Genomic DNA, 25452 nt, shown 5'->3' on the forward strand with positions numbered 1-25452 from the left:
GGTTAAAACCGATGCGATGAGGCAGTCCAACGACCCTTACGCCGGACTATCCAGCGATACGATACGCCCGATCCAGACCTTGAGCCGGATCGCTTTGGAGGCGATCGAGCGCCTCATTGCCGATGGGTCGCTCAAGTCCGGTGATCGGGTCAACGAAAGTCAGCTCGCGGAGATCCTCGGCATCAGCCGAGGCCCCATCCGAGAAGCCGTTCACAGTCTGGAACAGATGGGGCTTCTTGTCAGCGTCACGAACAAGGGCATGTTCGTCCGGGCGCTCAGCCTGGAAGAGGCGCAGCACCTGTATGAACTCCGCTCGGCCCTCGCTGGGCTGGCCGGTCGGCTGATCGCCGTCCGTGGGACCGAGGAGGATATCTCTCCCCTTGTCGCTCTCGTCGACGAGATGGATGTCGCGGTGTCGAAGGACGACGCCGAAACCTACTTCCGGCTGAACCTTGATTTTCACGAAAAGCTGATCGGCGCGGCCGGTAATCCAGCGCTTCAAACGACCTACCAACGTATCGTAAAACAGCTTTTGCTGATGCGGCGCCGTGGACTGGTGCAGGCCCACAACATCCGTATTTCGAATGAAGAGCACCGTGTGATCGTTGACGCGCTACGCATGCGCGACGCCGATGCAGCCGAAACGGCCATGCGCATCCACGTGGAGAACGGTTTCAAGCGGATTGCTGACGCAGACTGATCGCTGCAAGGTGGGCTGCCGTGGAAGGCGTTGTGATCTACTGTACGGAGCAGTGGGTGCTTGAGAATCTGTCAACAGTTAACTGTTGACAGTTAGGGATGGACTCATCATTATGAAGTCCTAATGGACCTCCCTACATGATGCTGCCTCTAGTACCAGCTCCTGCCTGTCGCCTCTTCGCGCGAATGCCTTGTTGCCGCACGGAGCGGCGCTGATGATTGCCACCTTGCGTGACAAGCCGGGGACGTACGGTTTCGCCGTCATCCTGGTGCCAGCTGCAATCGGTGGAGCGATCTGGTCCGCATCGGGTTTGCCTCTGGGTTGGCTGATGGGGGCCGCGCTCGTCACCGGGGCCTATGCAATGATCGGTCGTCCGGTCGCTGTCCCGAAGCTGCCGCATCGTGCAGGGCTGGTCATGATTGGCTCAGGGGTCGGGCTGGTCCTGACGCCGGAAATCGCCGCCCGCATGACAATGTGGGCGCCAATGATGTTGCTGGCCGCAGGGCTGGGCATTGCGATGGCTGCGCTCTGCGCTCCGCTGCTGGCTCGCGCGGGACGGGTAAGCGTTGCGACGGCCTATTTCTCCTTGCTGCCTGGCGGCATCATTGAAATGGCGCGTGTGGGGGAGGACTTTGGCGCCGACCGCACGACGATCGCCGCACTGCATACGGTGCGCCTGGGGCTCGTGGTGGGGTTGCTGCCGCTGGCGCTACTCAGTTTCTTGCCCCATGACGACCCGGCGACCATTGCTGGAACGTCGACCGCCGGCGCGCTGCAGATGGCCGGGGCGTTGGCTGTCGGAGCCCTCGGTGGCTGGATCGGCTCGAAAATCGGGCTGCCTGCAGCCTGGCTGCTGGGGGCTGTAGTCGCCGTGGGCGCGGTCGCTGCGACCGGCGCCATCGGCGGGCAGTTGCACCCTGTGCTGGTGATATTGGCACAGATCATCGTGGGGCTGGCGCTTGGCGCGCGCTTCGAGCGCCGACGGCTGACTTCGATTCCGCGAGCGATGGCGGCCGGCCTGGCGACGCTGGCGCTCATCATGGTCGCGATGGCGGCCTTTGCCGCGCTGGCAGGAGTGCTGATGCCGCAAGATCTGCCTTCGCTGATCCTCGCTTTTTCCATCGGCGGCATGGCCGAAATGGTTCTGACCGCCAAGGTGCTGCATCAGGATATAGCGCTCGTTGCCGCTTTTCAGACGGTGCGCGGAGTGACTGTCAACGCGGTGGCTGGTGCCGTCTGGCAACGGCTCGGTCGCAAGTTTTTCAAGACTGACATGAGAGGAGACTGAACCGGTGTCTGCCCAGAACAACGCTTATGCCGAAATGCCGGGGAATACGCAGGTCACGGAGGATACCGCCCGCTTCATTGAAACGGTAACTTTCCATGACATTCCCGAGGAAGCGATCCGCATCGGCAAGCGCTGCATGATCGACGCCTTCGGGCTCTACGTCGCCGGGTCGGAAGAGCAATCGGTCCGGATACTTGCCGACGAGGCGCGGGAGTTCGGCGGGCGCGAAGATGCCCGACTTCTCGGCGACGCGCGAATGGTTCCCGCGCCCATAGCCGCACGGGTTCTCGGAACCGCGGGCCACGCCCATGACTGGGACGACAGCCAGGTGAGCCACGATCCCGCTCATATCTATGGGCTTTTGACCCATCCCACGATCCCGCCGCTTACAGCAGCGCTGGTCATGGCACAGAAGATGAAGCCCGTTTCGGGCCGCGACTTCATGCTGGCCTTCCTCACTGGGTTTGAGGTCGAGTGCAAGATCTCCGAATGGATGCGCCCAAGACATTACATGCAGGGAATGCATTCCAGCGGCACCGTGGGCCATTTTGGCGCCTACGCGGCGGCGGCCAAGCTGTTGGGGCTAACTGGCGAAAAGCTGCGCGCTGGCCTTGGGATCGCGGCCAGTTTCGCCGCCGGCATCCGCTGCAACTTCGGCACGATGACGAAACCGCTTCACGTCGGCCGCGCGGCCGAAAATGGTGTGACCGCCGCGCTGCTGGCGGCGCGAGGCTACACTGCGGATCCGGAGGCGCTCGATGGTCCATGGGGCTTCATGGCCGTGCAGGGCGGCGGCGCCAGCCATGAGAAACTCTCGCAGGGTTTCGGGAAGACCTGGACCATCGTAGAGCCGGGCGTATCGATCAAACCCTATCCCTGCGGCGTGCTGACCCATCCGACAATCGACCTGATGCTGCGGCTGGTGACGGAGGCCGACCTCGCCCCTGAGGATATCGAAGCCGTGATCGTCCATGCCGGGACCAACATCCTGAAGCCGATCCGTTACCCCATCGCGAAAAACCACCTGCAAGCCAAATTCTCGCTTCCCGCCGCTCTCGCGATGGTCGCCCTCGAGCGGAAAGCAGGAAAACGCGAGTTCTCCGATGCATTCGTCGGCGGCGCGGCGATGCAGGATATGCAGCGCCGCATCTCCACCGAGTTCGATCCGGAAATCGAAGCCAAGGGTTTCGACAAGATGCGCTCGCGCATCACGATCCGCATGAAATCGGGCGGCGAGGTCGCAGGCTGGGCCGACGAGCGTTACCGTGGCGGACCCGAGAACCCGCTGACAGACGAGGAAGTCGAGGCCAAGCTGCGCTCCTGCTGCGAAGGCGTGCTTGACGAGGCGGGTCAGGACAAGCTGATCGCGCGGACCTGGGCCGTGCTCGACATGGACGACGCCGGCGCGATCGCTGACCTGCTCCAAGCTTGATCAACCACCCCGGGGAGGAAGCAATGATCATCGATTGTCACGGGCATTACACCACCGCGCCCGGCCAGCTTGTCGCCTGGCGCAACACCCAGATCGATGCGAAAGGGGACCGCTCGCGCATGGCCCAGCCCGACGGGCCGGTGATCTCCGACGACGTGATACGCGAGAGTCTCCTCGGAGCGCAAATCCGGACCCAGCAGGAAAGGGGGATCGACCTCACAATCTTTTCCCCACGCGCCGCGGCCATGGGGCAGCACATCGGCGATGAAGCTATGTCGCAGCAGTGGAGCCGGATCTGCAACGACCTGATCCGACGGGTCTGCGACCTCTTTCCGGATCATTTCGCGCCGGTCTGCCAACTGCCCCAGTCGCCCGGCTGCAAGCCGGAAGGCGTCGTGCCGGAACTGCGTCGCTGCGTGGAGGAGATGGGGTTCGTCGGATGCAATCTTAACCCTGACCCTGCAGGCGGCTATTGGACCGATCCGCCGATGACCGACCCGTGGTGGTTTCCCCTCTACGAGGTGCTGGAGGATCTCGACGTGCCCGCTATGATCCACGTCAGCGGGTCCTGCAACCCAAACTTCCAATACAGCGGCGCCCACTACATTAATGCCGACACATCGGTCTTCATGCAGATCCTCGACAGCGATCTCTTCGAGCGCTTTCCTCGGCTGAAGTTCATCATCCCGCATGGTGGCGGGGCGGTGCCTTTCCACTGGGGACGTTATCGCGGCCTCGCGATGGACCGTGGCCGCAAGGAGCCGGGGCAGATGATGGGGCAGAACATGTTCTTCGATACGTGCGTCTACCACCAGCCGGGCATCAACCTGATGACCGAGGTCGTGCCGGTGGACAACGTACATTTCGCTTCCGAAACATATGGGGCCGTGCGGGCGGTCGATCCGGAAACCGGCCACCAGTTCGATGGCACGAAACGCTATATCGAAGCGAGCCCGCACCTTACCGATGCGGATCGCGAGAAGATCTTCGAAGGCAACGCCCGGCGGGTCTTCACCTGGCTGAAACTGCCGGCCTGACCTTCAGCCGAGCGCTCCGGGATTGATCAGGTTGATCGGTGCGCCTTTGCAAAAGGCGTCCACCTGTTGATAGATGTCGCTGAACTGCATATCGAGTTCGTCCTCCGTGACGAACCCGATATGCGGTGTGGGGATGATGTTGGGATGGGCGATCTGCGGGTCTTTGGGGTCGGTTACCGGTTCACCGCGGAATACATCGACAGCAGCGCGGCCCGGCCGCCCCGCATCGAGAGCGGCGATCAGCGCGCCATTCTCCACCAGACCCGCTCGCGCGGTATTGATGAAAAGCGCGTCGGGCCGCATCCGCGCAAGGTCGGCACGCGTCACGATCCCGCGTGTTTCCGGGGTCAGGCGCAGATGGGCCGATACGATGTCCGGTTCGGAGAAGAAGGTCTCACGGCTCTTCGCCACCGTCTCTCCATCCGCGCTTGCGCGTGCGCGACCGTCCTCGGACGCCCACCACACGACCTCCATTCCGAACGAGCGGGCAAAGCCCGCCACGGCGCGCGCAATCCGTCCGTACCCATATAGCCCCAGGGTCCGACCGCGCAGGCTGCGCCCGAAACCCGCCTGCCAGTGGCCGGCGCGAACGGAGGCGATCTGCTCCGGCAGGTTCCGCATTGCCGCGAGCATCAGGGCAAACGTCAGTTCCGCCGCACCGATGGAGAAGCTGTCCGAATGCAAGTTGGTGCAAAAGGCGATTCCGCGTTTGGTCAGCGCTGGCACATCGACATGCGGATATGTGCCCCGCATTGACACGAGCCGCAGGTCCGGGAGCTTTTCGATAAGGCTTTCGGTAATAGCTGTCCGGTCTCGAAACAACACCAGGGCCTCCGCGTCCTCGACGCGGCGGGCCAGCGTCTCCTCGTCAGGGGCGCGGTCCGTCCAGACCGTTACATCGTGGTCGGCAAGCATGCCGAAACTGGGGAGATGGCGCAATGTGTCGTGATAGTCGTCGAGGATATGGACCTTCATTCTCTGTCTCCCCGTTTGGCGGCGGCGTATTTTGACAATCCGATCATCGCGCCTATCAAGGGGGCTCCTGCGATAACCAACAGCACGCGCAGCAGATGGTGGACCACAACAAAGCCAAGGTCCGCACCGGTAACGATGGCCAATACGGTCATTTCGGCTTGGCCTCCCGGCGCGAAGGCGAGGAAGCCTTCCAGCGGATTCGCAAACCCGAGATGCACCACGATCCCGGTCACGATCAGCGCCAGTACGGCCAGGATCGCGACGTAGAAGGTCCCCGCCAGCACGTCGCGGCGGATCTCGTGCAGGGTCACGCCGACATAGCCTACGCCGATCCCCATCCCGATAAAGAACTGCGCCGCCTGGATCGCCACGGCGGGAGGGCGCGCGTGAATCAGGCCGGTAAGCGACAGCGCGCCGGCAAGGATCAGCGGCCCGATGATCGTCGCTCCGAAGAGCCCAACACGCTCCCCTCCCTTCCAGCCGACAATTGCCGCGGCAAACATCAGCGCCAACTCGATCACCGGAACTTCCGCCACCGGGGCCCCCGTGGGCTGATCCAGCGGCGCGCCGAATCCGGTCGAGATGATCAAAGGTGCGATGGTCACGATCAGCAGGATCCGCGTCGCATGGATGAGCGACAGCGCCCGCAGGTTCGCGCCGGCCGCCTGTCCAAAAGCGATCATGTCCTGCAGGCCGCCCGGCATCGCGGAGTAATAGGAGGTGGCTAGGTCGTATTTCAGCAACCGGTGAAAATACGGAATTCCCACTACGCCGATTACTGCGACGTAGAGCGGGATGAAGGCGATGGAGCCCATCATCTGCGGCAGCCGGGCCACGACCTCCGGCGTTAGAGATGCACCGACAGCCACGCCCAGCACTGTCCTTGACAGTTTCGATGCAACCGGCAGGGTTGAAAGCGGCACGCGGATGAGCGCCGCAACGAGGCAGGCTGTCATGGCGCCGAACAGAAAGGGCAGGGGCAGATCGAGCGACCAGAAAAGTGTCGCACCAATTGCAGCCAAAGCAAGCGTCAGCAGCCGGTGGAGATGCTTTGCTCGGGATGATGAGGACACAGCAGCCTTGGAGGTGGTATCTTGACCCATTGTATCCCAACGTATACTTCTGAATTCTCACTGGATGCAAGCGGTAACAATGGGCGCAGCCAATCGGAATAAAGGGGCCGGAGAAGAACTGCAGGGGCAAGGCGCCGCCACGCAGCTTCTTGAGGACATTCGTTCCGGCCGGCTTCTGCCGGGCGCGCGCCTCCGCGAAATGGAGATCGCCACACGGCTCGGCATCAGCCGAACACCCGTGCGTGAAGCGATCCGGCGACTGGAGGCCGATGGGCTGGTCTCCTATCTGCCGCGCGTCGGCGCCGTCGTGCGGCAACTCAGCTATCCCGAGGTCATGGAACTCTATGAAATGCGTTGGGTGCTCGAAGGCACCGCAGCACGCTTGGCTGCTCGTGGCGCCTCCGGAGTAGAGATCGAGGAATTGGCAGCGATCAATGTGGACATGATCCGCGAAGGGCAGTCCCCGCAGGAACTGGTCGCGCTCAATCGCCAGTTCCACAACACGCTTATTGCCGCAGCCCGCAACCGTTACCTGGTCCGTTCGGTCCGCACGATCGAAACCACACTGCTGATTCTCGGACCGACGACGATGGAAGACCCGTCCCGCGCCCGCGCAGCGGTAGAAGAACATCAAGCCGTGGTCGAGGCGCTGCGCATCCGGGACGAAGCCGCCGCCGAGGCGATGATGCGCGCCCATATCGAAAGCGCACAGCGCACCAGGCTGCGGCAACTCAGGAGCCACGGTCGATTGATGGAAGCCGACGGTCCCGATTACGTGTGACGGAGCGCGCAGTGCCCCGGCCTGCCGGAAAAAAGGAGGACAGGATGAGGATTGCGTTCATCGGCTTCGGCGAGGCCGCTCGCGCTTTCTGCGACTCGCTGCGGGAGGCGGGACACACGTTTCGCTTTTTCGCCTACGACGTCGTCGACATGGCAGAGATGCGGGAGGCGATGGCCGTGCGCGACGTGCGCCATGCAAGCTCGGCAGGGGACGCTGTCGGCGATGTCGACTGGATCATCAGTGCCGTGACCGCCGACCAGAGCCTCGCGGCTGCCGTGTCGGTCACGCCATATCTTGTGCAGGGGCAAGTCTTCATCGATATCAATTCTGTCTCGCCGGACCGAAAGGCAGAGACAGCAGAACGGATCGAAGGGCAGGGCGCATCCTATCTCGACATGGCCGTCATGGCACCGGTCCATCCCAGGGGCCACGCCACGCCCACCCTGATCGCCGGCACATGCGCCGCCGCGCTTGCGCCGGAGCTGTCCAGGCTTGGCTTTGCAACTGACATCGTCGGTGAGCGAGCCGGGGAGGCCACGGCCGTGAAGATGGTGCGTTCACTCTTCGTCAAAGGACTGGAGGCCATCACCGTCGAATGTGCGCTCGCGGCTGCCGCGTCCGGTGTCTACGACAGGGTCATCGGCTCATTGGAAAGCAGCTATCCGCAATTCGACTGGACGGAGCATATCGCCTACGTATGCGAACGGACCTTGAACCATGGCAAGCGCCGCGCCGCTGAAATGCTCGAAAGCGCGGCCACATTGGATGCGCTCGGCCTGAATGGCGGGCTGGCGCGGGAGATCGCTGAGGTTCAGGACAGGATGGGCGCGCTGCCAGCCGCCCGCCGGCCCGAGGGAGACATCCGCACCGCGCTGCGCGAGACGGCCTCCTTGCGGGGCGCGAAGCTCAAGGGCAGATGATGGAAGGCGAGGGGCGAACCTGGCGCTTGCCGCAAGACTGCACCTTCGTGCAGGCTCTGGGCTAGCCGTCTCCCGGCTCAATATTTCCCAGTGCACGCATGGCCGGTATGCTGGCGATAACTGCAAGAAACACCAATCCCGTAGCAAAAGGCACGGGGAGGGTAAGACCCACATGGTCGAAGATCCAGCCTGTGCCCAGCGCTCCCAGTGCCGGGCTGCCTCGCGAGATAATGGTCTGCCCCCTGAAAAGTGGTCCTCCCTGAAGTAGGCTATTGAGCCGTTGGAGAGGACGTTGGAATGCCCCAGAAGGGCCGGGCCGATAAAGAGGCATTGACTGCCGACATCGTCCGGCTGGCTTCTCGCTACGGCCGCTATGGCTATCGCCGCATCACGGCGATGCTGAGGTCCGAAGGCTGGACGGTGAACGCCAAGCGTGTCGAACGGATCTGGCGGCGGGAGGGGCTGAAGGTTCCCCAGAAGCAACCGAAGAAGAGCCGACTTTGGCTGAATGACGGATCGTGCGTCCGGCTTCGACCGGAACGTCCCAACCACGTCTGGTCCTACGACTTTGTCGAGGGACGAACCCACAATGGCAGAAGGTTCCGCATGCTCAACATCATCGACGAGTTCACCCGGGAGTGTCTGGCGATCAGGGTCGATCGCAAGCTCAACTCGAGCGATGTCATCGACGTCCTGTCGGACCTGTTCATCCTGCGCGGTGTTCCCGGCCACATTCGCTCGGACAACGGTCCGGAGTTCATCGCAAAGGCTGTGCGGGAGTGGATCGTCGCTGTCGGTGCCAGGACCGCCTTCATCGAGCCGGGCAGTCCGTGGGAGAATGGCTACTGCGAGAGCTTCAACTCGAAGCTTCGCGACGAGTTGCTCAACGGTGAGATCTTCTACAGCCTCGCCGAGGCCAGGATCATCATCGAGGCCTGGCGCTGCTACTACAACACCGAGCGACCCCACTCATCGCTGGGTTACAAACCGCCTGCGCCGGAGGCAATGATATGGCCGTCCAGGCGATCCGGGTCGGCACCTTCATCTGCCAACGCAATGGCAGCCAAGCCGATCATGCATTAAGACTAAAACCGGACCACCTCATCGGGGCAGACCAAGACACCATCGGCGCCGAGATCGCGCGCCTCCTCACCGACGCCGGCTATCGCGGCCACAACGCGCCGCAAAGCCACAGATTCAGGGTATTCACCGCCGGCCAGAAGCGCCGCGTGACGCCGGCAATCAAACGCCAGATGCGACGACGATCCGCAGTCGAGCCGGTGATCGGCCATATCAAGAGCGAACACAGGATGGGCCGCAACTACCTCGCCCATGCAAAGGGCGATGCGGTCAACGCGATCCTGGCCGCCGCGGGCTACAACTTCTCCCTCCTGCTCAGGTGGCTGAAGGATTTTTTGTCGTTCTTGATCGCTGTGCTTCAATTCCGGCCGAAACAAGCCACCGCTTAGAGCCCGGATTGTTCACGATCGACTTGTTATGAAGTGTAACAACGGCCACGGCGATTGGTTTCCGTTCCGACATGCAACGCAGGCGCTACGCCAGGACGAATAATGTGGGGCCTCGAAGCGAGGCGGGCCGATTTACAAGCCGGATCGCGTATTGGCCTCCAGCAGATTCTTGTACAAGGCCCTGATGCGCCGGGTGATGGTGCAGCTACCGTCGCCGATGGATTTGCCGTCGATCTCGGCGACCGGGGTCTGGGCGCCGAAGGTTCCGGTGAGAAACGCTTCGTCGGCGCCGTAGGCTTCGTAGAGCGAGAAATTCTTCTCCCGTACCGGGATATCGTTTTCACGGCACAGCTCGATCACCTTGGCCCGCGTCACGCCGTTCATGCAGTAATCGCCGGTCGAGGTCCAAACTTCGCCCTTGCGGACGATGAAGAAATTGCAGGCGTTGGTGGTGTTGACGAAGCCATGCGGGTCGAGCATCAGCGCCTCGTCGGCGCCGGCCTGTTCGGCCTGCAGGCAGGCGATGACGCAGTTGAGCTTGGAATGGCTGTTGAATTTGGCATCCTGGCTCATCGGCAGGCCGCGCACCTGGGGGACGGTTGCCAGCCTTATGCCGCGCGACTGCAACTCGGTAACGGGCCTTGAATGCTCCATGATGATGACGAGGGTCGGGCCCGAGCGGCTGAGCGAGGGGTGCTGGAACGGTTTGACCTTGACGCCGCGGGTCAGCATCAGCCGGCAATGCACGTCGTGGGTCATGTCATTGGCCGCAGCCGTGCGGGTCAGGGCATCGAGGATGCCGACCCGGTCCATGCCGACATCGATCGACACGGCTTTGCAGGATGCAAAGAAGCGGTCCATGTGCTCGTCGAAGAACGCCCATTTGCCGTTGTGGAGTCGCATCCCCTCCCACATGCCGTCGCCCAGCATGAAGCCGCTGTCGTAGACAGAGACCTTGGCCGCGTCGCGGTGAACGATGTCGCCGTTGACGTAGATCCGGATGTCCCGGTTGCGTTCGTCTTCGGCCGAATCGTGGGTGGTGTGGCTGGTCTGGTTCATCTCGGTCCGGTTCCATCTGGTTGGGATCGGGAATCCGCGGTAGCGTGGACGGTCAGGAGTGGATCGCCCCGATGAAGTCCCGCGTGATCGGATGCTGGGGATTGGTGAAAATCTGGTCCGGCGTGCCTTCCTCGACAATCCGGCCTTCGGCCATCAGGATGACCCGGTCGGCCACCGCGCGGGCGAACCCCATCTCGTGGGTGACGCAGACGATGGTCATGTCCGCCCTGGCCAGATCCTGGATCACGTCGAGCACCTCGGAGATCATTTCCGGGTCGAGCGCCGATGTGGGTTCGTCGAAGAGCATGATTTCGGGCTTCAGGCACAGGGCGCGGGCCAACGCCACCCGTTGCTGCTGGCCGCCCGAGATCTGGTCGGGGTATTTTCCCGCATGGGTCTCGACATGCATCGCGGTGAGCTGCGCCATCGCCTCGAGCCTCGCGGCACCACGCTCGCGTCCAAGCGCGCGGATTTGTGGCAACACGCAGTTTTCGAGCACGGTCATGTGTGGAAACAGGTTGAAGTTCTGAAACACCATGCCCACCCGCTTGCGCACTCGATCAAGGATCTGGGTGTTGTCGCCCACCTGCAGGCCGAGCACTTCGACCACGCCGGATGAATAGGCTTCAAGGCCGTTGATGCAACGGATCAGCGTCGACTTTCCGGAACCCGATGGGCCGCAGATCACCAGCGTCTCGCCTTGCCGCACACCCAGATCGATATCGCGCAGGGCGTGGTAGTCGCCGAAATGCTTGTTGAGCGCCCGGATGGTGATTGCCGCATCAGTCATGGCCAAGCCTCATGCGCTGCTCAAGCCAGGCGCCGTATCGTGACAGGCCGAAGACGAAGACGAAATAGATCAGCGCCAGGAAGACATACACCTCGACATACTGATTGCCCCATTCGCCGTTGCCGATAGCGGCATTGCCCGAGGCCATGACCTCGAAGAAGCCGATGATGGTGACGATCGAGGTTTCCTTGAAGGTGATCACCGCCTGGTTGATGGTCGAGGGCAGTGTGTTGCGGAAGGCCTGCGGCAACAGGATGTCGATCACCCGCGACCAATAGGGCATCCCGAGGGCGACGGCGGCTTCGCCCTGTCCGTTCGGGATCGACTGCAGGCCGGCGCGGATGATCTCCGCCTGATAGGCTGCGAAGAAGATTGCGAAAGCGACAACCACACGCATCAGTTTGTTGCCCGCAAGTGCGTCCGGGAGCAGCAGAGGCACGACGACGGCGGCGGCAAAGAGCAGAGCCAGCAGCGGCAGAGACCGGACGATGTCGATGAAGAAGCCGAACGACTTCGCAATCACCGGCAGGCTCGAGCGCCGCGCCAGCGCGAACAGCACCGCCAGCGGCATGCCGATGACAACCACGCCGGAAAAGATGAAAAGGGTGAGCGACAGTCCGCCCCATTGTTCCGAGGTGACGAGCGGCAGGCCGGCAAAGCCGCCGCGCATCAGCAGCACGAAGATGCCGAAGCCGGCGATCCAGAGGGCAGGCAGACGCTTGAATGACCAGAAGGCGGGCAGGCACGACAGCGCGATGGTGACGATGATCGCCAGGCAGGCGAGTGTCGACCGCCATTGTTCGTCGAAGGGATAAAGGCCGAAGAGGATCAACCGGCCGCGGCTTTCGATCACCGCCCAGCAGGCGCCTGCCTCACGGGTGCACAGGTCGCGGTTCTCGACCCGCCAGATCGCATCGATCACGGTCCATTGTAGAAGCGCCTGGAGCACCCAGACGATCAGTACGGCAAAGAGTACGGAGAAGACCGCATCGTACCATGTGGCGAAGAAGTGCTTTCGAAGCCAGGCCGCGGGACCGGACCGGATCACCGGTGGTGCCATGGCGCCGATGAGCGTATCAGGCATCGTCTCGGCCATCTCAGCTCCTGCCCTTGATCTTGATGTGGTCGTTGATCCGGTTCATCGCAAAGCTGATCGAATAGTTTATCAGGATGAAGCCGGCCATCAGCAGGGCCAGCAGCTCCAGTGTCTGGCCGGTCTGGTTGATCGAGGTCGAGACGATGGCGAAGTAATCCGGATAGCCGATGGCGATGCCCACCGTGGTGGCCTTCATCAGCCAGACATACTGGTTGGTCAGTGACGGCAGCATGGCGCGAATGGCCAGCGGAATGCGGATGAGCCGGTTGACCTGGAAACCGGTAAGTCCGAGCGCCGTGCCGGCCTCCAGTTTGCCGCGGTCGACCGAGAGCAAACCGCCGCGGATGATTTCGCAGATATAGGCCGCTCCGAACAGCACGAGTCCAATCAGCAGGGCCGCGAATTCGGGTTTGAGTGTGATGCCTCCGACGAATCTTAGACCCTTGAGTTCGGGGACCGACCACAACGGCTCGCCAATCTCGCGGAAGCTCAACAAAAGCGCGGCAAAGAAGGTTGCGAGCAGAACGCCCGCCAGGGACCAGCGCAGCATGGCGCCGGTGCGTCTGGCTGGTATCCACAGGGCGAATCCGGTCATCAAGACCGCAGCCAGCAGAATCAGCAGATCCGCGCCGGACAGGGTGGCGGAGGGAAACATCAGCCCGCGGTTGGAGAGGACCACCACGCCAAGCCTGATTGCCTCGCGCGGACTCGGCAGATGGGTGAGCAGCGCGTACCAGAAGAAAACCTGCAGAATGACCGGCACGTTGCGGAACACCTCGACATAGGTGGTGCCGACAAGTTTCATCAGCGTGTTGCTGGACACCCGGAAGAGCGCCAGAACCAGCCCGAGCAGCGTTGCCAGCAGCAGCGTCAGGAATCCGACCAGCATGGTGTTGAGCAAGCCCGCCCAAAGCACCCAGGCATAGGTCGAACCTGCGGTCACCGGGATAACGGCAAAATTGACAGGCCAGCCGGTCGTCCGCTCGAGGAAGGAAAACCCGGTTGCAATCCCCTGCGCCGCGATGTTGCGATGCCCGACAAGGATCGCCGACAGGACCACGAGACCGACGCAGACGATAAATCCCGACTGGAAAGCCAGGCGGCGAAATTTCTGCGATGCCAGGAGCCGAGTCATGAGTGTGATCCCCGCAGGTGGTTTTGGGCCGTCGCGGGGCGGCCCAAGATGTCTTGTCAGTCGAGAACCAGCGGGTAGAGCAAGCCGCCCTGGTTCCAAAGGTTGTTGAGCCCTCGCGGCAGCTTGTAGCGCGAACCATCTCCGACGGTGCGGTCGTAGATCTCGCCGTAATTGCCCACGGCCTTGATCACGTTGTAGGCAAAGTCGTCGCTGATGCCGAGGCGGGTGCCGACGCCCGGGGTCACACCCAGCAGGCGGGCGATGGTGGGCGAGGGCGGATTGGCCTTGATCTCGTCGACATTGGCCTGGGTGATGCCGCTCTCCTCGGCCATCAGCAGAGCGCTGACGGTCCAGTTGATCACGTCGAGCAGGTCGTCCTCGCCCTGACGGACGACGATGCCTTCGGGTTCGAGCGCAAGCACGTCGCCGAGGATCTGGTAGGCCTCGGGATCCGGCGCTTCCACCCGCGTGGCCGAGAGGAACGGACCGAAGCCAGCTATGGCGTCGCAGCGTCCGGCGTAAAGGGCGGATCGCAGTTCCTCGCCCTTCTCGAAGGCAAGCGATTCATACTGGATGCCCTTGGACGCCATGTAGTCGGTGAGCACGCGCTCGACGGTGGTGCCGGCATTGACGCAGAAGACGCCACCTTCCAGGTCGGCGATGCCGGTTGCGCCGAGCTCCTTCTTCGCCATCACGTAGAACGGACCGATGAAATAGGGCCGCGAATATTGCAGGCCCAGTTCGGTGTCGCGTGTCTGGGTCCAGCCGGTCACCTTGACGATGACGTCGACGTCGCCCGACTGCAGCGCCGGGAAGCGTTGCGCCCAGCTCACAGGAATGACCTGCAGCTTGTTGGGGCTGCCTAGAATGGCCGTAGCCAGCGCCTTGCAGAATTCGATGTCGAAACCCTGCCATGCGCCGGCGGCATCGACCTCGGCGAAGCCGAGATAGCTGCCGTTATGGCCGGTACACAAAAGGCTGTCGCGCGTGATGATGGTGTCGAGCAGACCCTGGCCCTGGGCCTGGGCCGTGCTGGCGCCGGTGAGCGCGACGAGTGCCGCGGTGGCCAGTCCGATGAATGTGTTTTTCATGCGTATCTCCGATCTCTGGTGAGGTTGTTATTCAGCCGCTTCTTGCGGTCCGTTGACCGACACCGGGCTGTTGAATGAGAAGGCCGCGCTGACGTCGGCGTGGCGCAATGTGATGCCCAGACCGGGCCGGTCGGGAAGGGCGAAGAGGTCGCCCGGCCGGCGGACGAGGTTGAGGTCGTCGAAAAAAACCCGGTGAACCGTGTGCTTTTCGACATGGGCAATGGCGTCGTCGGCGGCGGCCAGATGGCATGCCGCCATCAGGGCCACGGCGGAGGACGAGACTTCAAGCGAGAGGCGCGTTTCGGTGCCGGCGACGAGACGGCCGAGTTCCAGCACCCGGCTTATGCCGCCGCAGGCCACGGGCGCCGTCTGCAGAAACGCAACCCGCGCCTCCTCGACAAGCTGGCGGTGCAGTTCGTCGCGATACTCGGCTTCCGTCGCCATCACCGCGATGCCGGCGCGCGACAGGGCCGCCATGCCAGCTATGTCGCAGGCCTTGGTGGGTGATTGGAAGGCTTCGATCCGCTCGACCGGCAGCATGTCGAAAAGCCGTTGCGCCTCGTCGCTGGTGTAGCTGTAGACACCGTCGATGATCAGCCTGGCATCCTCCGACAATGCGGCCAGCACGGACTTGACGCGGGCGACATCGGCTTCGATGGACAGCGCCCCGACCTTCATTTTGGACAGCCGGAACCCTTCGCGCGCCATACCGGACATCTCGTCGGTCAGATCTGCGGTGGTCTTGTCCTGGCCATAGAGGCCGCCGCTGCAATAGAGCGGCGCCACACCGCGTCCGTGCTGGTTGATCCGGGCCCAGAGCGGCCGGCTGGCCTGCTGGGCGCGCAGGTCCCACATGGCGATATCGATTCCCGACAGAGCGGTGGCCAGAATGCCGTGCCGTGCCGTCAGTGTCGCGCGCCGCGTCAGCGCTTCGGCGACTACCGCAAAGTCGTCAAGTCCGAGGCCGATGTAATGCGGCACCACCTCCGTGCGCAGATACGCAATCAGGGCGTCGGGCGCGGCGTCGAAGCACCAGCATTCGCCCAGCCCTACCCTTCCATCGCAGGTCTCTATCTCGACGAAGACGGCGTATTTCCTGGTCCAGCGGATCGCCGGATTCCAGACCTTTCCGCCAAGGTCGTTGCAGTGCGAGGAAACACTGATGCGGGAGACGCGCGAGCTCAAGCGACCGTCTCCTTCGTGCCGGCGGGTGGCGTGCCGATGTCGAAGCTATCGTCGGGCGCGTAGCGCAGCGCCGTCAGGAAACGATCGTGAAACTGCATGGTGTGGGCGTGCGCAATGGCATCGGCGGCGGCCACATCACGGGCTTCGATGATGTCGACGAAGTCGTGGTGTTGATCGCGCAGCACCGACTTGCGGTTTTCGGTGTCGAGGTAGTGCACGTGGATGTGCAGCAGACGGCGCGCTTCCGACAGCAGCTCCCGATACTGCCGCAGCACATAGGGATTGCCTCCCGCCTCGCCGATGGCGACGTGGAAGGCATAATTGGCTTGCAGGATCTGCAGCGAGTACTCGTCGTCGATGGCGTCGTTGAAGGCGTTGGCCAGCGCGCGCAGACGGATGATGTCGGCCGCTGTCCGGTGCATGGCCGCAAGCCGCGTCGCGTGGCGCTGCTGGATATCGAGCGCCGCGATGAAGGCGCCGAAGCCGCGGATGTCGACCGGCGCAACAATGGTTGAGCGATTGGGCAGCGTTTCGACCAGCCGTTCTGCCAACAGCCGGTTCAGGGCCTCCCGGACCGGCGAGCGAGACACCGAAAAACGGTTGGAGAGGATGGTTTCGTCAAGCGGCGAGCCTGGCTCCAGCGTCAGGGTCAGGATCTCGTCGCGCAACACCGCATAGATCTCCGCGGCCGCGGAGCCCCGCTGATAGGTTGATTTCGGCTTCTCGATTGCCATTTCAACTCGCTTTCCGCAGGGCCGTGTCACGTCGATAGTTTGTCTGCACCCTGTAGACAGATTGTACGCAAGAATTCAAAGGGTCAACAAGAATCTCGGCTGAATGGTTTTGAGGGTTTGCCCGCTGCTAGGTGTTTGATCCCATGGTTTGATGGTCCGCGTCCTGGCCTGTGCTTCCCCCGACCGCCCGCATCAACCGCTTAATTGGTCGAACATGCGCCAAAGGGCCGGGTCGGGTGGAGAGCGGAAGTTGATGGGCAGAGCGTCGAGTGACGGCACTGCAGGACGAAGTTGCCTTTTTGATCACAGGGCTCAGGACTTGTAGATTGCTGGGGATCGAATCAATGCTAGGTTGCTGACACGCGCCGTCGTCGTGCAACAGAACTCGGGCCGATCGGCGCGTGAGGCATTTCAGGAAGGAGAACGACATGAAGCGACGCTTTTACGGTGTTGCTGGACTTGCGGTTGTCGTGGCGGCGGCGGGTGTCTTGTTGCTCAGATACGGGCCGCTCGCGGCGCAGGAACCCAGCCTGCAGACTCCGCCGGTGGATATCGCCATCAAGGAAAGCTTTGATGTGCCGGCTGCCGATGCAAAGACCCTGTCCATCGTCAAAGCCGCGGATGCGTTCCTCAACAGGTTGGACGAAGAACAGAGAAAGGCCGCGGTCTACCCCTTCACCGACAACACCCAACGCTCCAACTGGTCCAACTTTCCGGACGGCCCCGTTCAGCGTGGCGGCGTAAGGCGCGGCGATCTCTCCGACGAGCAGAACGCCGCCCTTGACGCCCTTCTCGGCGAGATCCTGAGCGAGGATGGCGTGCGCAACATCGCCTATCAGCTGGCGGCGGAGGACATGCTGGACAGCGGTATTGGCGGCCCCAATTTCGGCAGCGACTTCTACTATGCCTCCTTGCTGGGCGAACCTTCGGTATCCGAGCCGTGGATGCTTCAATTCGGCGGCCATCACCTTGCAGTCAACGCCACGGTCTTCGGATCGGAGATTTCCTTCTCGCCGATGCTGACGGGTGGAGAGCCGCTGAACATCACCTATGAAGGACAAGCCGTCTATGTCACGGAGGCGGAGACCGCGGCCGCGCAAGCCCTTATGGACGCCCTTACGGCCGGCCAGAAGGAAGTGGCCATCATTGGCGACCAGCCGATCAACCTTCTGCTTGGCCCCGGTGAATTCGGCACTGTGCTCGCACCGGAGGGGATCAGGGGCAGCGACCTGAGCGATGAGCAGAAGCGGCTGCTTCTGGACGTCATCGACGCACGGCTCGGTTTCATGAACGACAACGATTTTGCCGCAAAGATGGAGACGGTCCGTAGCGAGATGGACGACACCTATTTTGGCTGGTGGGGACCGGTCGGGACCCTGGGCGCAGCCTATTTCCGCGTCACGACGCCCTCGCTGGTCATGGAATACGCACCGCAAGACATGGACGGCGACCCCACCGATCACGCGCATAACATGTACCGCGACCCCAAAAACGACTACGGCGTGGCATGGATCGGATCCGATTGATGCGCGGAGTTTTCATCGCGGCGCTTGTTGTGCTTCCCGTTGCAGCGGCTGCGCACCCGCACAGCTATACCGACCAGCAGGTGCAGCTTTCCGTCGGCCTCGAAGTCGCTGACGTGACCCTCGTCGTCGTTCCGTCGGCGGGAGATGGCGCCGCCATATTCTCCCATATCGATCTCGACGGAGATGGCGCAGTTTCGGACGAGGAAGCGCAGGCCTTTGGCGCCGATGTCCTTGCGACCACGGAACTGACGGTCGACGGGCGGGCATTCGCCTTGACGGACGCTGCCGTTGCTGTCCCGAGCGCCGAAGAGGCCGCAGAAGGTATGGGCGCGTTCGTCGTCAAGGCATCGACCCCAATCAGCCTGTCTGAGGCCAAAGCGCATCGAGTGGATTTCGGCATCAGCTACGGGGCGTTCTCCCACGACTGGTTCGTCCAGCCGTTCTTCCATCCCGACCTGGTCGAGAAGACGTCCTCGCGCTCGGTGGATCGGACGGAGGCGGACGGCAAGGTTGTCATTCGTTTCAACGGTCCCTGAACTTCAGACCGTTGAGCGTGTCGGAATGGCGAGAGCAGCCAACCCCGTTCCTGAAGCGAGGTTTGCATAGGAAGCGGTCATTGACTCATCGCAGGATGATCGACTGCAACGGGTCGACTAGTGACCTTGGTTGCTTTCGCTGCATAGGTCAGGGTGGCGCGCGAGGTATCACACAGGAACCGCCAGCGAATGTCGGTATCGGTGGTTGCGAGCCCCCGCAACCACTTTCGTCATAAATCACTGAAAATACAAGTATAACAACGGCTTAGCTGTCCCTGTGTCGGGAGGGGCGTCGGCGGCCTGCCGACATGGGCCTAGGCTGAGAGGGTGGCTTGCTGCTCTTCATGTAGCAAAGTACCAGAGGACCGCAGGCTCCACGATCGACTACACATTCTTCGACAGCGGAAGCGCGAAGGTCTGGGACACTTGAAGATTGGACCCGGGACACCTGCGACGGAGCGCCCATGGGCTCGAGTGATGGCGGATATTCCATCGGGACGCGTGCGCAAGTCTACGTCGACTACCGCTTCTACATAGGGGAAATGGCGTGCTCGGCGGCTACTTATGGCTGCATCGCTTCGCTAGACTTTCGGCTCGTCCGGTCTCCCGGCGTCAGTGGTAGTCTCAGCGACTATCTCCCACTCGCCACGAATCCACATCGAGTACAATTCGTACGGATCGTCCAGATTCTGAACCGGGTCGGCGTAAGTCGCCGTCTCGACGTAGGGTATCCCGACCTTGAGCCGTTTACCGGGAACCTCGCCGAACAGATGGTCGTAGCAGGCGAGTAGCACCGCAATTGAGAGGAGCTTGGACGAGAGCGGGGACACGAAGGCCTTACAGCCGCCCAGCGCATTCAGCGCGCGCCGATAGCGGTCCATTGCCTCGAACACCTGCTTGTAGGCTTCGAAAGGGTTGTATTCGCACGCCAGGAGAATGTTGCGTGGCTCGACCTGGAAGGTGTCGAAGAGCAGTTCGCGGTGCTCGTAGATGATCTCGTCCCCGCGCCGCGGCTCTCGCGAAGGGAATGGCACGACCGGGCAGATCTCGTCTGGGGTCAGCATCTGGTGAATTCTGTCGAGACGGTAGCGCTGGCTCTCGCCAAGAACAGGAAACCAGACGTGTGGTAGGTCCTTGGTCGTCTGCGCGGTAAGCTCTCCGGAGAAGCCTCGCACGAACGAGACTTGGTCCCGCAGCGAGCCTTGACCCACTGCGAGGTCGGCGGTGACGCTCTCCGCCGTGGTGACGTGCAGGTTGACGCACCCGCCGGTCTCCGATGCGAGGTCGAGGCCGCGCAGCAGTACGGCGACGCTCGTCATCGCGACCATCCGGGGCATGGCGCTGATGTCAACGATGACGTCGTCATACGCGGTCGCGTCGCCCGCCCCGCGGATCTTCTCGTAGGTTTGCCGCGACGCGACGGGCTCATCAAATGCGCCCCCGAGGCCAATATCCACCTCCTTTATACGCTCCGGCCGACACTGCTTGACGCAGCGGTGATGACAACGAAGTCCTCCTTGCGGAGTTCGGCAATGTCGATCAGCGCTCCATACGCGGTGAGATATTGCATCCAGACGGCCGCCGCCGCTTCCCAGCTGAGCGATTGCGGGTGCTTGACAACGAGCTCAGCGGGAAACGTGGCAAACTCCCTATAGGCCGGCCAGCGCACCATCGATTTCGGCGGTATCACGCTAACGGCATCGCCCGGCGCGAAGCCATCGACACCTTCACCAATCCTTTCAACGGTGCCCGCCGCCTCAAGGCCAAGCCCAGAAGGCAATGTCGGGGTCTCGATGTACGAGCCCGAACGCAACAAGGCCTCGGCCCGGTTAAGGCCCAATGCCCTGACACGGATTTGAACTTCACCCCGACCTGCCCCCGCAACATCGACGTCCTCGATGCGCAGCACCTCGGGACCACCATGCTCGTGAAAGCGAACGACACGCGCCATCAGCGACAACTCCAAAACAGTTGAACTGAATGATCTATGCCTGCAGCCATCTGGCGGATAAATAGCTGTATAGGCAGGGTAGAAGAAACCGGGAGTTCTCAATAATGGATCGCCTTACGAGCATGGCCGTGTTCGTCAAAGCCGTCGATTTGGGCTCGTTCGCGGCCGCCGCGGCCGCGCTTGATCTGTCCGGACCGATGGTCGGCAAGCATGTCCGGTATCTCGAAGAGCGTCTGGGTGTGCGCCTGATCAACCGGACCACACGCCGCCAAAGCATGACCGACTTCGGGCGTGCCTACTACGAACGCTGCCGGGTGGTGCTCGCGGAAGCCGAGGCTGCCGACGCGCTCGTGGCCGATCAGCTTTCCCGGCCGCGCGGAAGGCTGCGTGTCACCATGCCCGCATTGTTGGGCAAGCGCTGCGTTGCTCCGATCCTGTTGGAGCTCGCGCGGCGTTATCCCGAGTTGGAACTCGATCTGTCGTTCAGCGATCGCATCGTGGACATTGCGGAGGACGGCTACGATCTCGCCATTCGAACCGGTGACCTGGAGGACAAGACCGGTGTGATGGCGCGCCGCATCGCGCGCCACCGCATGATCGTCTGTGCGTCGCCATCCCATATCGAGAAACACGGTCTGCCACGGCAGATAGAGGATCTGGTCAGCCATCCCGCCATCATCTACAGCCGGCCCGGTTGGGTTCATTCGTGGCTGTTTCCCGGTGACAGCCAGCCGATAGAGATCGCGCCGATCAACCGTTTGCGTCTCGATGACCTCGACGCGATCGCGGACGCGGCAACCGCTGGCATGGGGCTCGCCTGGCTCCCATCCTGGCTGGTCCGCGAGCGCATTCAGGCGGGCTCGCTTGTCCCGCTATTGTCGGATCGTCCGGGACATTTTTTCGACAACTATGCGCTGTGGCCGCGGACACCGTACTTGCCGCTGAAGATCCGCCTTGCTGTCGATGCGTTGGCGGCCGCGTTGCCCAAATACATGACATGAAAGCCAATGGCGCGATTGCCCGGCGCGTTTCATGACCGCATTGTTGGTCTCTTTTTGTCGCCGGCAACCTTCATATTGTCGCTTCCATGCATAGGCGAGGGGCCGGGAATGATCGCGGTGGCTTCGATCACGGCTCGGATCGAACGCGTCGATTTGCGCACCGTATCCAAGAATGCGGGCGCTGGTGTTCTCCATGAGATGTCAGCACGCAATTGTTCCGTACGCTGCGTTTTCCTGCCCAATTGGAACGTCCGATAGCGGAAGGCGCGCCGCGCTGCAGTCGACAATGGCGTACAAGCAGCGCTGCTTATTCTTGTCCGCGGATCTTCCATGAAGCGCAATCAGATCGTGAAGATCCGCCGCTCGTTGCACGTTCATTTCCGTCACGCGGCGTAGCCAGTGAGCCATGTTTCGGCTGGCGTTTTGTTGTGAGTGGCCTCCTGCGATTCAGCTGCGGGAGGCAATTTCTGCCGGTTTCCCAGACAGATTCGAGCATCTTTCGCGATCGGGAAGGAAGGCGTCCAGGCGCGTGAAGTGCATTTCGGCCACCGCCTGCGTGGCGTATGCCGTGGTTGCAGAAATGTCCTGTGAGAAGCATTTTCGGGAGGTGGGGCGGCATGGGGCGGCGGCTTGGGAAGCGGGGATCGCGCGGTAGCAAGATAAAGCGAACCGGGGTTCGCACTCCCGCTGGTCGTTAAGTCATTGTCTGCACATTGTTTTTTGTGCCTCCGGATGACACCATGCTGACACCATCAGGAGGCAGGTTGGTGTCGACAAGCCGGATTGCGTCGTGGTTTCAATGGCTTGATATGGTGTTGTTTGAGAGGCTGAATCCAGGCAGCTACGCCCTCCTTACGTTTATGTCCGCCCACCTGCGACTGCCGTGATTTGGGCTCTTGAACACCCGGAATCGTCGGCCCATGTCAGCTCTCATGGCAGACGATTTCGATGACATCTTCCGCATCAGGCCGGGACGACCGCGCAGCCGGGGCGGCAGCGGCAAATTGGGCGGAACCTCGTTCCGCCGCCAGGTGGAAATGGCGGTGCGCAAGGCGGGCGGCGATCCGCGCCGCATCGGGCGGTCGGCCGGAAGGGGAAGCGGCCGGTTCAACGCCCGCGGCCGCGGCGCCAAACTGGCGGCATCGTTGCCCAGGGAGAATGCCGGTTGGAAGCGCTACGAAGGCGGGATGCGCTTTCGCTCGCGCCGCGTCGTGGTGAAGACCCGTGTCGTGAAGCTGAATGCAGGCCGTGGCGGACGTAGTGGCCGCAGCTTCGTCACCAGCGCCAAGGCAGTCGATGCGCATCTGCGTTATCTCGAACGCGACGGCGTGACGAGGGACGGCGAGAAGGGCCGCGTCTATTCCGCTTATCAAGACGAGGCCGACGGCAAGGCCTTCGTCGAACGCGGGCGGGAGGACCGGCATCAGTTCCGCTTCATCGTGGCGCCGGAAGACGCCGCCGAGCTCCATGACCTGCGCGGCTTCACCCGTGACCTGATGCGGCAAATGGAAGACGACCTCGACACGCGGCTCGACTGGGTGGCGATCGACCATCACAACACCGGCCACCCGCATACCCACATCCTGGTGCGCGGCGTCACCGATGACGGCAAGATCCTCAACATTGCCGGCGACTACATCGCCCATGGCATTCGCCACCGGGCATCGGAACGCTTGACGCTGGAACTCGGACCGCAGAGCGAGTTGGAGGTTGCCGAAAAGCTCGCCAGGGAAGTCGACGCCGACCGGCTGACCCGGCTCGACCGGATGCTGATCGCCGAGCAACGGGACCACGACCTGATCGATCTCAATCCCAATGCCAGCGACAGCTTCACCATCCGCGCCAACCGCTATCTTCTGATCGACCGGGTGCGCAAGCTGGAGCGCATGGGACTGGCCGAAGAAATCGACACCGGGCAATGGTCGCTGTCCGACAGAGCTGAGCGGACGCTGAAAGACCTCGGCATGCGCAACGACATCATCAAGACCATGCACCGGGCGCTGACGGCGCATGACCTCGCCGAAGAGCGATCCCCCGGCAGCTTTGAGATGCACGGGCAGACCATCAAGGAGCCGATCATCGGCCGTGTGCTGGCCAAGGGGCTGGCCGGTGACGAGATGAGCGACCGGCTGCATGTCGTCGTCGACGGGATCGACGGTCGCATCCATTATGTGGAGACGGCGGACGCGGCAAAGCTCAACGACATCGGCAAAGGCCACATCGTCGCCTTGGAGCCGGTCCAGGCCAAGACCGAGCCGAGGCCCGCCGACATCAACATCCGCGATGCCGCGGACGACAACGGCCTCTATCGGCCAAGCCGCCACCGGGAACTGGCGCGCGCAAAGATCGAGCGCATGGGCGGCGATCCCGACGCCTTCATCCGATCTCATGTCCGTCGCCTCGAAGCCCTGCGCCGGGCCGGTTATGTCGAGCGCATCGACGACGATCACTGGAGGGTTCCGCCCGACCTTCCCGAGCGCGGCATCGGCTATGACGCGCGCAGCAGGGGCAAGGACGTCACCATCCGCACGCTTTCCGCCGTCGATCTCGAAGCGCAGATCGGCAGCGACGGCGCCACCTGGCTCGACCGCGAGCTTGCCTCAGCCGACAAGACCAGGCTTGCGCCCAGGGGCTTTGGCCGCGAGGTTACCCAAGCGCTCGACAAACGCGCCTTCAGACTGGTCGAGATGGGCCTTGCCACGCACGATGCCGAGAGCCGTACCATCACCTTCCCGCGCGGCATGCGCCGCACGCTGGAACGGCAAGAGATTGCCCGTGTCGGCCGCGAAATGGCCAAGTCCAGAGAGCGAATGTTCACGACGATGGACATCGGCGACGAAGCACGCGGCAAGCTCGTCGGCGCCGCCAATCTCGTCAGCGGCCGCTACGCCATGCTCGACGACGGGCACCAGCTCCATCTCGTGCCCTGGGAGCCGATGCTGGAAAAGCGGATCGGCCAGACGATCAGCGCTCATATCCGAACCACCGGCGGCATCGAATGGAGCTTCGGGCGGCAGCGCGGGATCGGCATCGATATGTAGCGACCTCGCATTTATCATAGCCGCCGGATCGGGGAACCACTGGCCTCGAACTGGAAGGTTGTGGCCGACAGCCTCGGGAAAGCCGCCTAAGCCTCAGCCGCTGCCCGTCGGCATCACCATCGTCTCGGCGTCGCTCGTATCCGTATGTACCGCCTCGCGGATCAGCCGCTCGGTCGTCGCCTCGAAGTGGAGCCACAGGTCCGAGTGCAGTTCGGAAAACTGCCGCCAGACCACCGTGTCGAAAAATCGCCGCGGCGCGCGCACCATGACCGTTGTGTGCCGCTGCCGCGGATAGCGATAGGGCCGGATGCCATAGCGCCGGCACAAGGCCACAAAGAGCCGAATCGCCCATGGATCGGGCATCGAGAATTGCATCTCCACCGCCGGATCCTGACGGCTGATCTCCGCCAGCCTGGCCTTCAGCCGTTCGCTCGCGGCCCCGGCCGCCTCCCGCTCTCCGGTTGTCCCTGCGCCGAGATAGAGCGCCTCCACCTTGCGCAGCTTCTCGCGCAACTGTTCTTCGATGCCAATCATCTATCGCCGACTGCCGTTGCCCCTCGTATGCAATGGCAACATTCCTGGTCGCAGCCGTCAACGCGGCTAAACCCCATTCCACAAAACATATCCACCCA

Annotated in this window: 21 protein-coding genes and 3 pseudogenes; 12 read left to right on the plus strand and 12 right to left on the minus strand. The window is 62.6% G+C overall.

What is annotated here, in order from left to right:
* Positions 1 to 16 precede the first annotated feature (16 nt).
* From N1058_RS07435 to N1058_RS07450, 4 genes are all read left to right on the plus strand, one after another.
* Positions 17 to 700, plus strand: a complete 684-nt coding sequence (locus N1058_RS07435; protein ID WP_265516882.1) for a GntR family transcriptional regulator — start codon at positions 17 to 19, stop codon at positions 698 to 700.
* Positions 701 to 914: 214 nt separating this feature from the next.
* The gene (locus tag N1058_RS07440; RefSeq protein ID WP_265516883.1) at positions 915 to 1988 is read left to right on the plus strand and encodes an AbrB family transcriptional regulator; all 1074 of its coding nucleotides are present in this window, start codon (positions 915 to 917) and stop codon (positions 1986 to 1988) included.
* 4 nt (positions 1989 to 1992) lie between these two features.
* Positions 1993 to 3420: an MmgE/PrpD family protein gene (locus N1058_RS07445; RefSeq protein WP_265516884.1), complete on the plus strand. Its 1428-nt coding sequence runs from the start codon at positions 1993 to 1995 to the stop codon at positions 3418 to 3420.
* A 23-nt stretch (positions 3421 to 3443) separates the two neighbouring features.
* The gene (locus N1058_RS07450; protein WP_265516885.1) at positions 3444 to 4457 is read left to right on the plus strand and encodes an amidohydrolase family protein; all 1014 of its coding nucleotides are present in this window, start codon (positions 3444 to 3446) and stop codon (positions 4455 to 4457) included.
* Between the two features lie 3 nt (positions 4458 to 4460).
* On the opposite strand, the gene N1058_RS07455 is transcribed toward N1058_RS07450, so the two are convergent.
* Together N1058_RS07455 and N1058_RS07460 are read right to left on the minus strand one after the other, a co-directional pair.
* Positions 4461 to 5432: a D-2-hydroxyacid dehydrogenase family protein gene (locus N1058_RS07455; protein ID WP_265516886.1), complete on the minus strand. Its 972-nt coding sequence runs from the start codon at positions 5430 to 5432 to the stop codon at positions 4461 to 4463.
* Positions 5429 to 6505: an AbrB family transcriptional regulator gene (locus N1058_RS07460; RefSeq protein ID WP_265517149.1), complete on the minus strand. Its 1077-nt coding sequence runs from the start codon at positions 6503 to 6505 to the stop codon at positions 5429 to 5431. Before N1058_RS07460 ends, N1058_RS07455 begins: the two co-directional genes overlap by 4 nt.
* Positions 6506 to 6584: 79 nt before the next feature.
* Between N1058_RS07460 and N1058_RS07465 the strand changes: the two genes are divergently transcribed.
* The 4 genes and pseudogenes from N1058_RS07465 to N1058_RS07480 all read left to right on the plus strand — a co-directional run.
* The gene (locus N1058_RS07465; RefSeq protein ID WP_265516887.1) at positions 6585 to 7286 is read left to right on the plus strand and encodes a GntR family transcriptional regulator; all 702 of its coding nucleotides are present in this window, start codon (positions 6585 to 6587) and stop codon (positions 7284 to 7286) included.
* A 44-nt stretch (positions 7287 to 7330) separates the two neighbouring features.
* A complete protein-coding gene (locus N1058_RS07470; RefSeq protein WP_265516888.1) occupies positions 7331 to 8206 on the plus strand; it encodes an NAD(P)-dependent oxidoreductase in 876 nt (291 codons plus the stop codon).
* A gap of 309 nt (positions 8207 to 8515) precedes the next feature.
* Positions 8516 to 9289 (plus strand): annotated as a pseudogene (locus tag N1058_RS07475) (IS3 family transposase); the annotation flags it as partial.
* Positions 9290 to 9330: 41 nt separating this feature from the next.
* Positions 9331 to 9675, plus strand: a pseudogene (locus N1058_RS07480) (IS5/IS1182 family transposase); the annotation flags it as partial.
* Between the two features lie 132 nt (positions 9676 to 9807).
* On the opposite strand, the gene N1058_RS07485 reads toward N1058_RS07480, so the two are convergent.
* The 7 genes from N1058_RS07485 to N1058_RS07515 are packed head-to-tail and all read right to left on the minus strand — an operon-like array spanning position 9808 to position 16765.
* Positions 9808 to 10734 carry an aminotransferase class IV gene (locus tag N1058_RS07485; protein WP_265516889.1) on the minus strand — a complete coding sequence of 309 codons (927 nt, stop codon included), beginning with the start codon at positions 10732 to 10734 and terminating at the stop codon, positions 9808 to 9810.
* A 52-nt stretch (positions 10735 to 10786) separates the two neighbouring features.
* Positions 10787 to 11524, minus strand: a complete 738-nt coding sequence (locus N1058_RS07490) for an amino acid ABC transporter ATP-binding protein (RefSeq protein ID WP_265516890.1) — start codon at positions 11522 to 11524, stop codon at positions 10787 to 10789.
* The gene (locus N1058_RS07495) at positions 11517 to 12620 is read right to left on the minus strand and encodes an amino acid ABC transporter permease (RefSeq protein ID WP_265516891.1); all 1104 of its coding nucleotides are present in this window, start codon (positions 12618 to 12620) and stop codon (positions 11517 to 11519) included. The genes N1058_RS07490 and N1058_RS07495 overlap by 8 nt, the downstream gene beginning before the upstream one ends.
* 1 nt (position 12621) lies before the next feature.
* Positions 12622 to 13755: an ABC transporter permease subunit gene (locus N1058_RS07500; RefSeq protein ID WP_265516892.1), complete on the minus strand. Its 1134-nt coding sequence runs from the start codon at positions 13753 to 13755 to the stop codon at positions 12622 to 12624.
* Positions 13756 to 13811: 56 nt separating this feature from the next.
* Positions 13812 to 14846 (minus strand): transporter substrate-binding domain-containing protein, encoded by a 1035-nt coding sequence (locus tag N1058_RS07505; protein ID WP_265516893.1) that lies wholly within the window; start codon positions 14844 to 14846, stop codon positions 13812 to 13814.
* Positions 14847 to 14873: 27 nt separating this feature from the next.
* Positions 14874 to 16031, minus strand: a complete 1158-nt coding sequence (locus N1058_RS07510) for an enolase C-terminal domain-like protein (protein ID WP_265516894.1) — start codon at positions 16029 to 16031, stop codon at positions 14874 to 14876.
* The gene (locus tag N1058_RS07515) at positions 16028 to 16765 is read right to left on the minus strand and encodes a GntR family transcriptional regulator (protein ID WP_265516895.1); all 738 of its coding nucleotides are present in this window, start codon (positions 16763 to 16765) and stop codon (positions 16028 to 16030) included. The genes N1058_RS07510 and N1058_RS07515 overlap by 4 nt, the downstream gene beginning before the upstream one ends.
* A 428-nt stretch (positions 16766 to 17193) precedes the next feature.
* Between N1058_RS07515 and N1058_RS07520 the strand changes: the two genes are divergently transcribed.
* Positions 17194 to 18291, plus strand: coding sequence for a DUF3500 domain-containing protein (locus N1058_RS07520; protein WP_265516896.1), 1098 nt, complete (start codon positions 17194 to 17196; stop codon positions 18289 to 18291).
* Entirely contained in the window at positions 18291 to 18827 is a 537-nt protein-coding gene (locus N1058_RS07525; RefSeq protein WP_265516897.1) for a DUF1007 family protein, read from the plus strand. Before N1058_RS07520 ends, N1058_RS07525 begins: the two co-directional genes overlap by 1 nt.
* A gap of 581 nt (positions 18828 to 19408) precedes the next feature.
* Here the strand turns inward: N1058_RS07525 and N1058_RS07530 are convergent.
* Positions 19409 to 20284 carry a hypothetical protein gene (locus tag N1058_RS07530; protein ID WP_265516898.1) on the minus strand — a complete coding sequence of 292 codons (876 nt, stop codon included), beginning with the start codon at positions 20282 to 20284 and terminating at the stop codon, positions 19409 to 19411.
* Between the two features lie 17 nt (positions 20285 to 20301).
* Positions 20302 to 20778 (minus strand): annotated as a pseudogene (locus N1058_RS07535) (alcohol dehydrogenase catalytic domain-containing protein); the annotation flags it as partial.
* A 104-nt stretch (positions 20779 to 20882) separates the two neighbouring features.
* Here N1058_RS07535 and N1058_RS07540 point away from each other — a divergent pair.
* Both N1058_RS07540 and N1058_RS07545 read left to right on the plus strand, forming a co-directional pair.
* On the plus strand, positions 20883 to 21779 hold the full coding sequence (locus tag N1058_RS07540) for a LysR family transcriptional regulator (protein WP_265516899.1): 897 nt from the start codon (positions 20883 to 20885) through the stop codon (positions 21777 to 21779).
* A gap of 920 nt (positions 21780 to 22699) precedes the next feature.
* Positions 22700 to 24820 carry a DUF3363 domain-containing protein gene (locus N1058_RS07545; RefSeq protein ID WP_265516900.1) on the plus strand — a complete coding sequence of 707 codons (2121 nt, stop codon included), beginning with the start codon at positions 22700 to 22702 and terminating at the stop codon, positions 24818 to 24820.
* A 93-nt stretch (positions 24821 to 24913) separates the two neighbouring features.
* Here N1058_RS07545 and N1058_RS07550 read toward each other — a convergent pair whose 3' ends face one another.
* Positions 24914 to 25354, minus strand: coding sequence for a hypothetical protein (locus N1058_RS07550; protein ID WP_265516901.1), 441 nt, complete (start codon positions 25352 to 25354; stop codon positions 24914 to 24916).
* Positions 25355 to 25452: the final 98 nt, after the last annotated feature.

Source organism: Nitratireductor luteus (genome assembly GCF_026162365.1).
GTDB lineage: Bacteria > Pseudomonadota > Alphaproteobacteria > Rhizobiales > Rhizobiaceae > Chelativorans > Chelativorans luteus.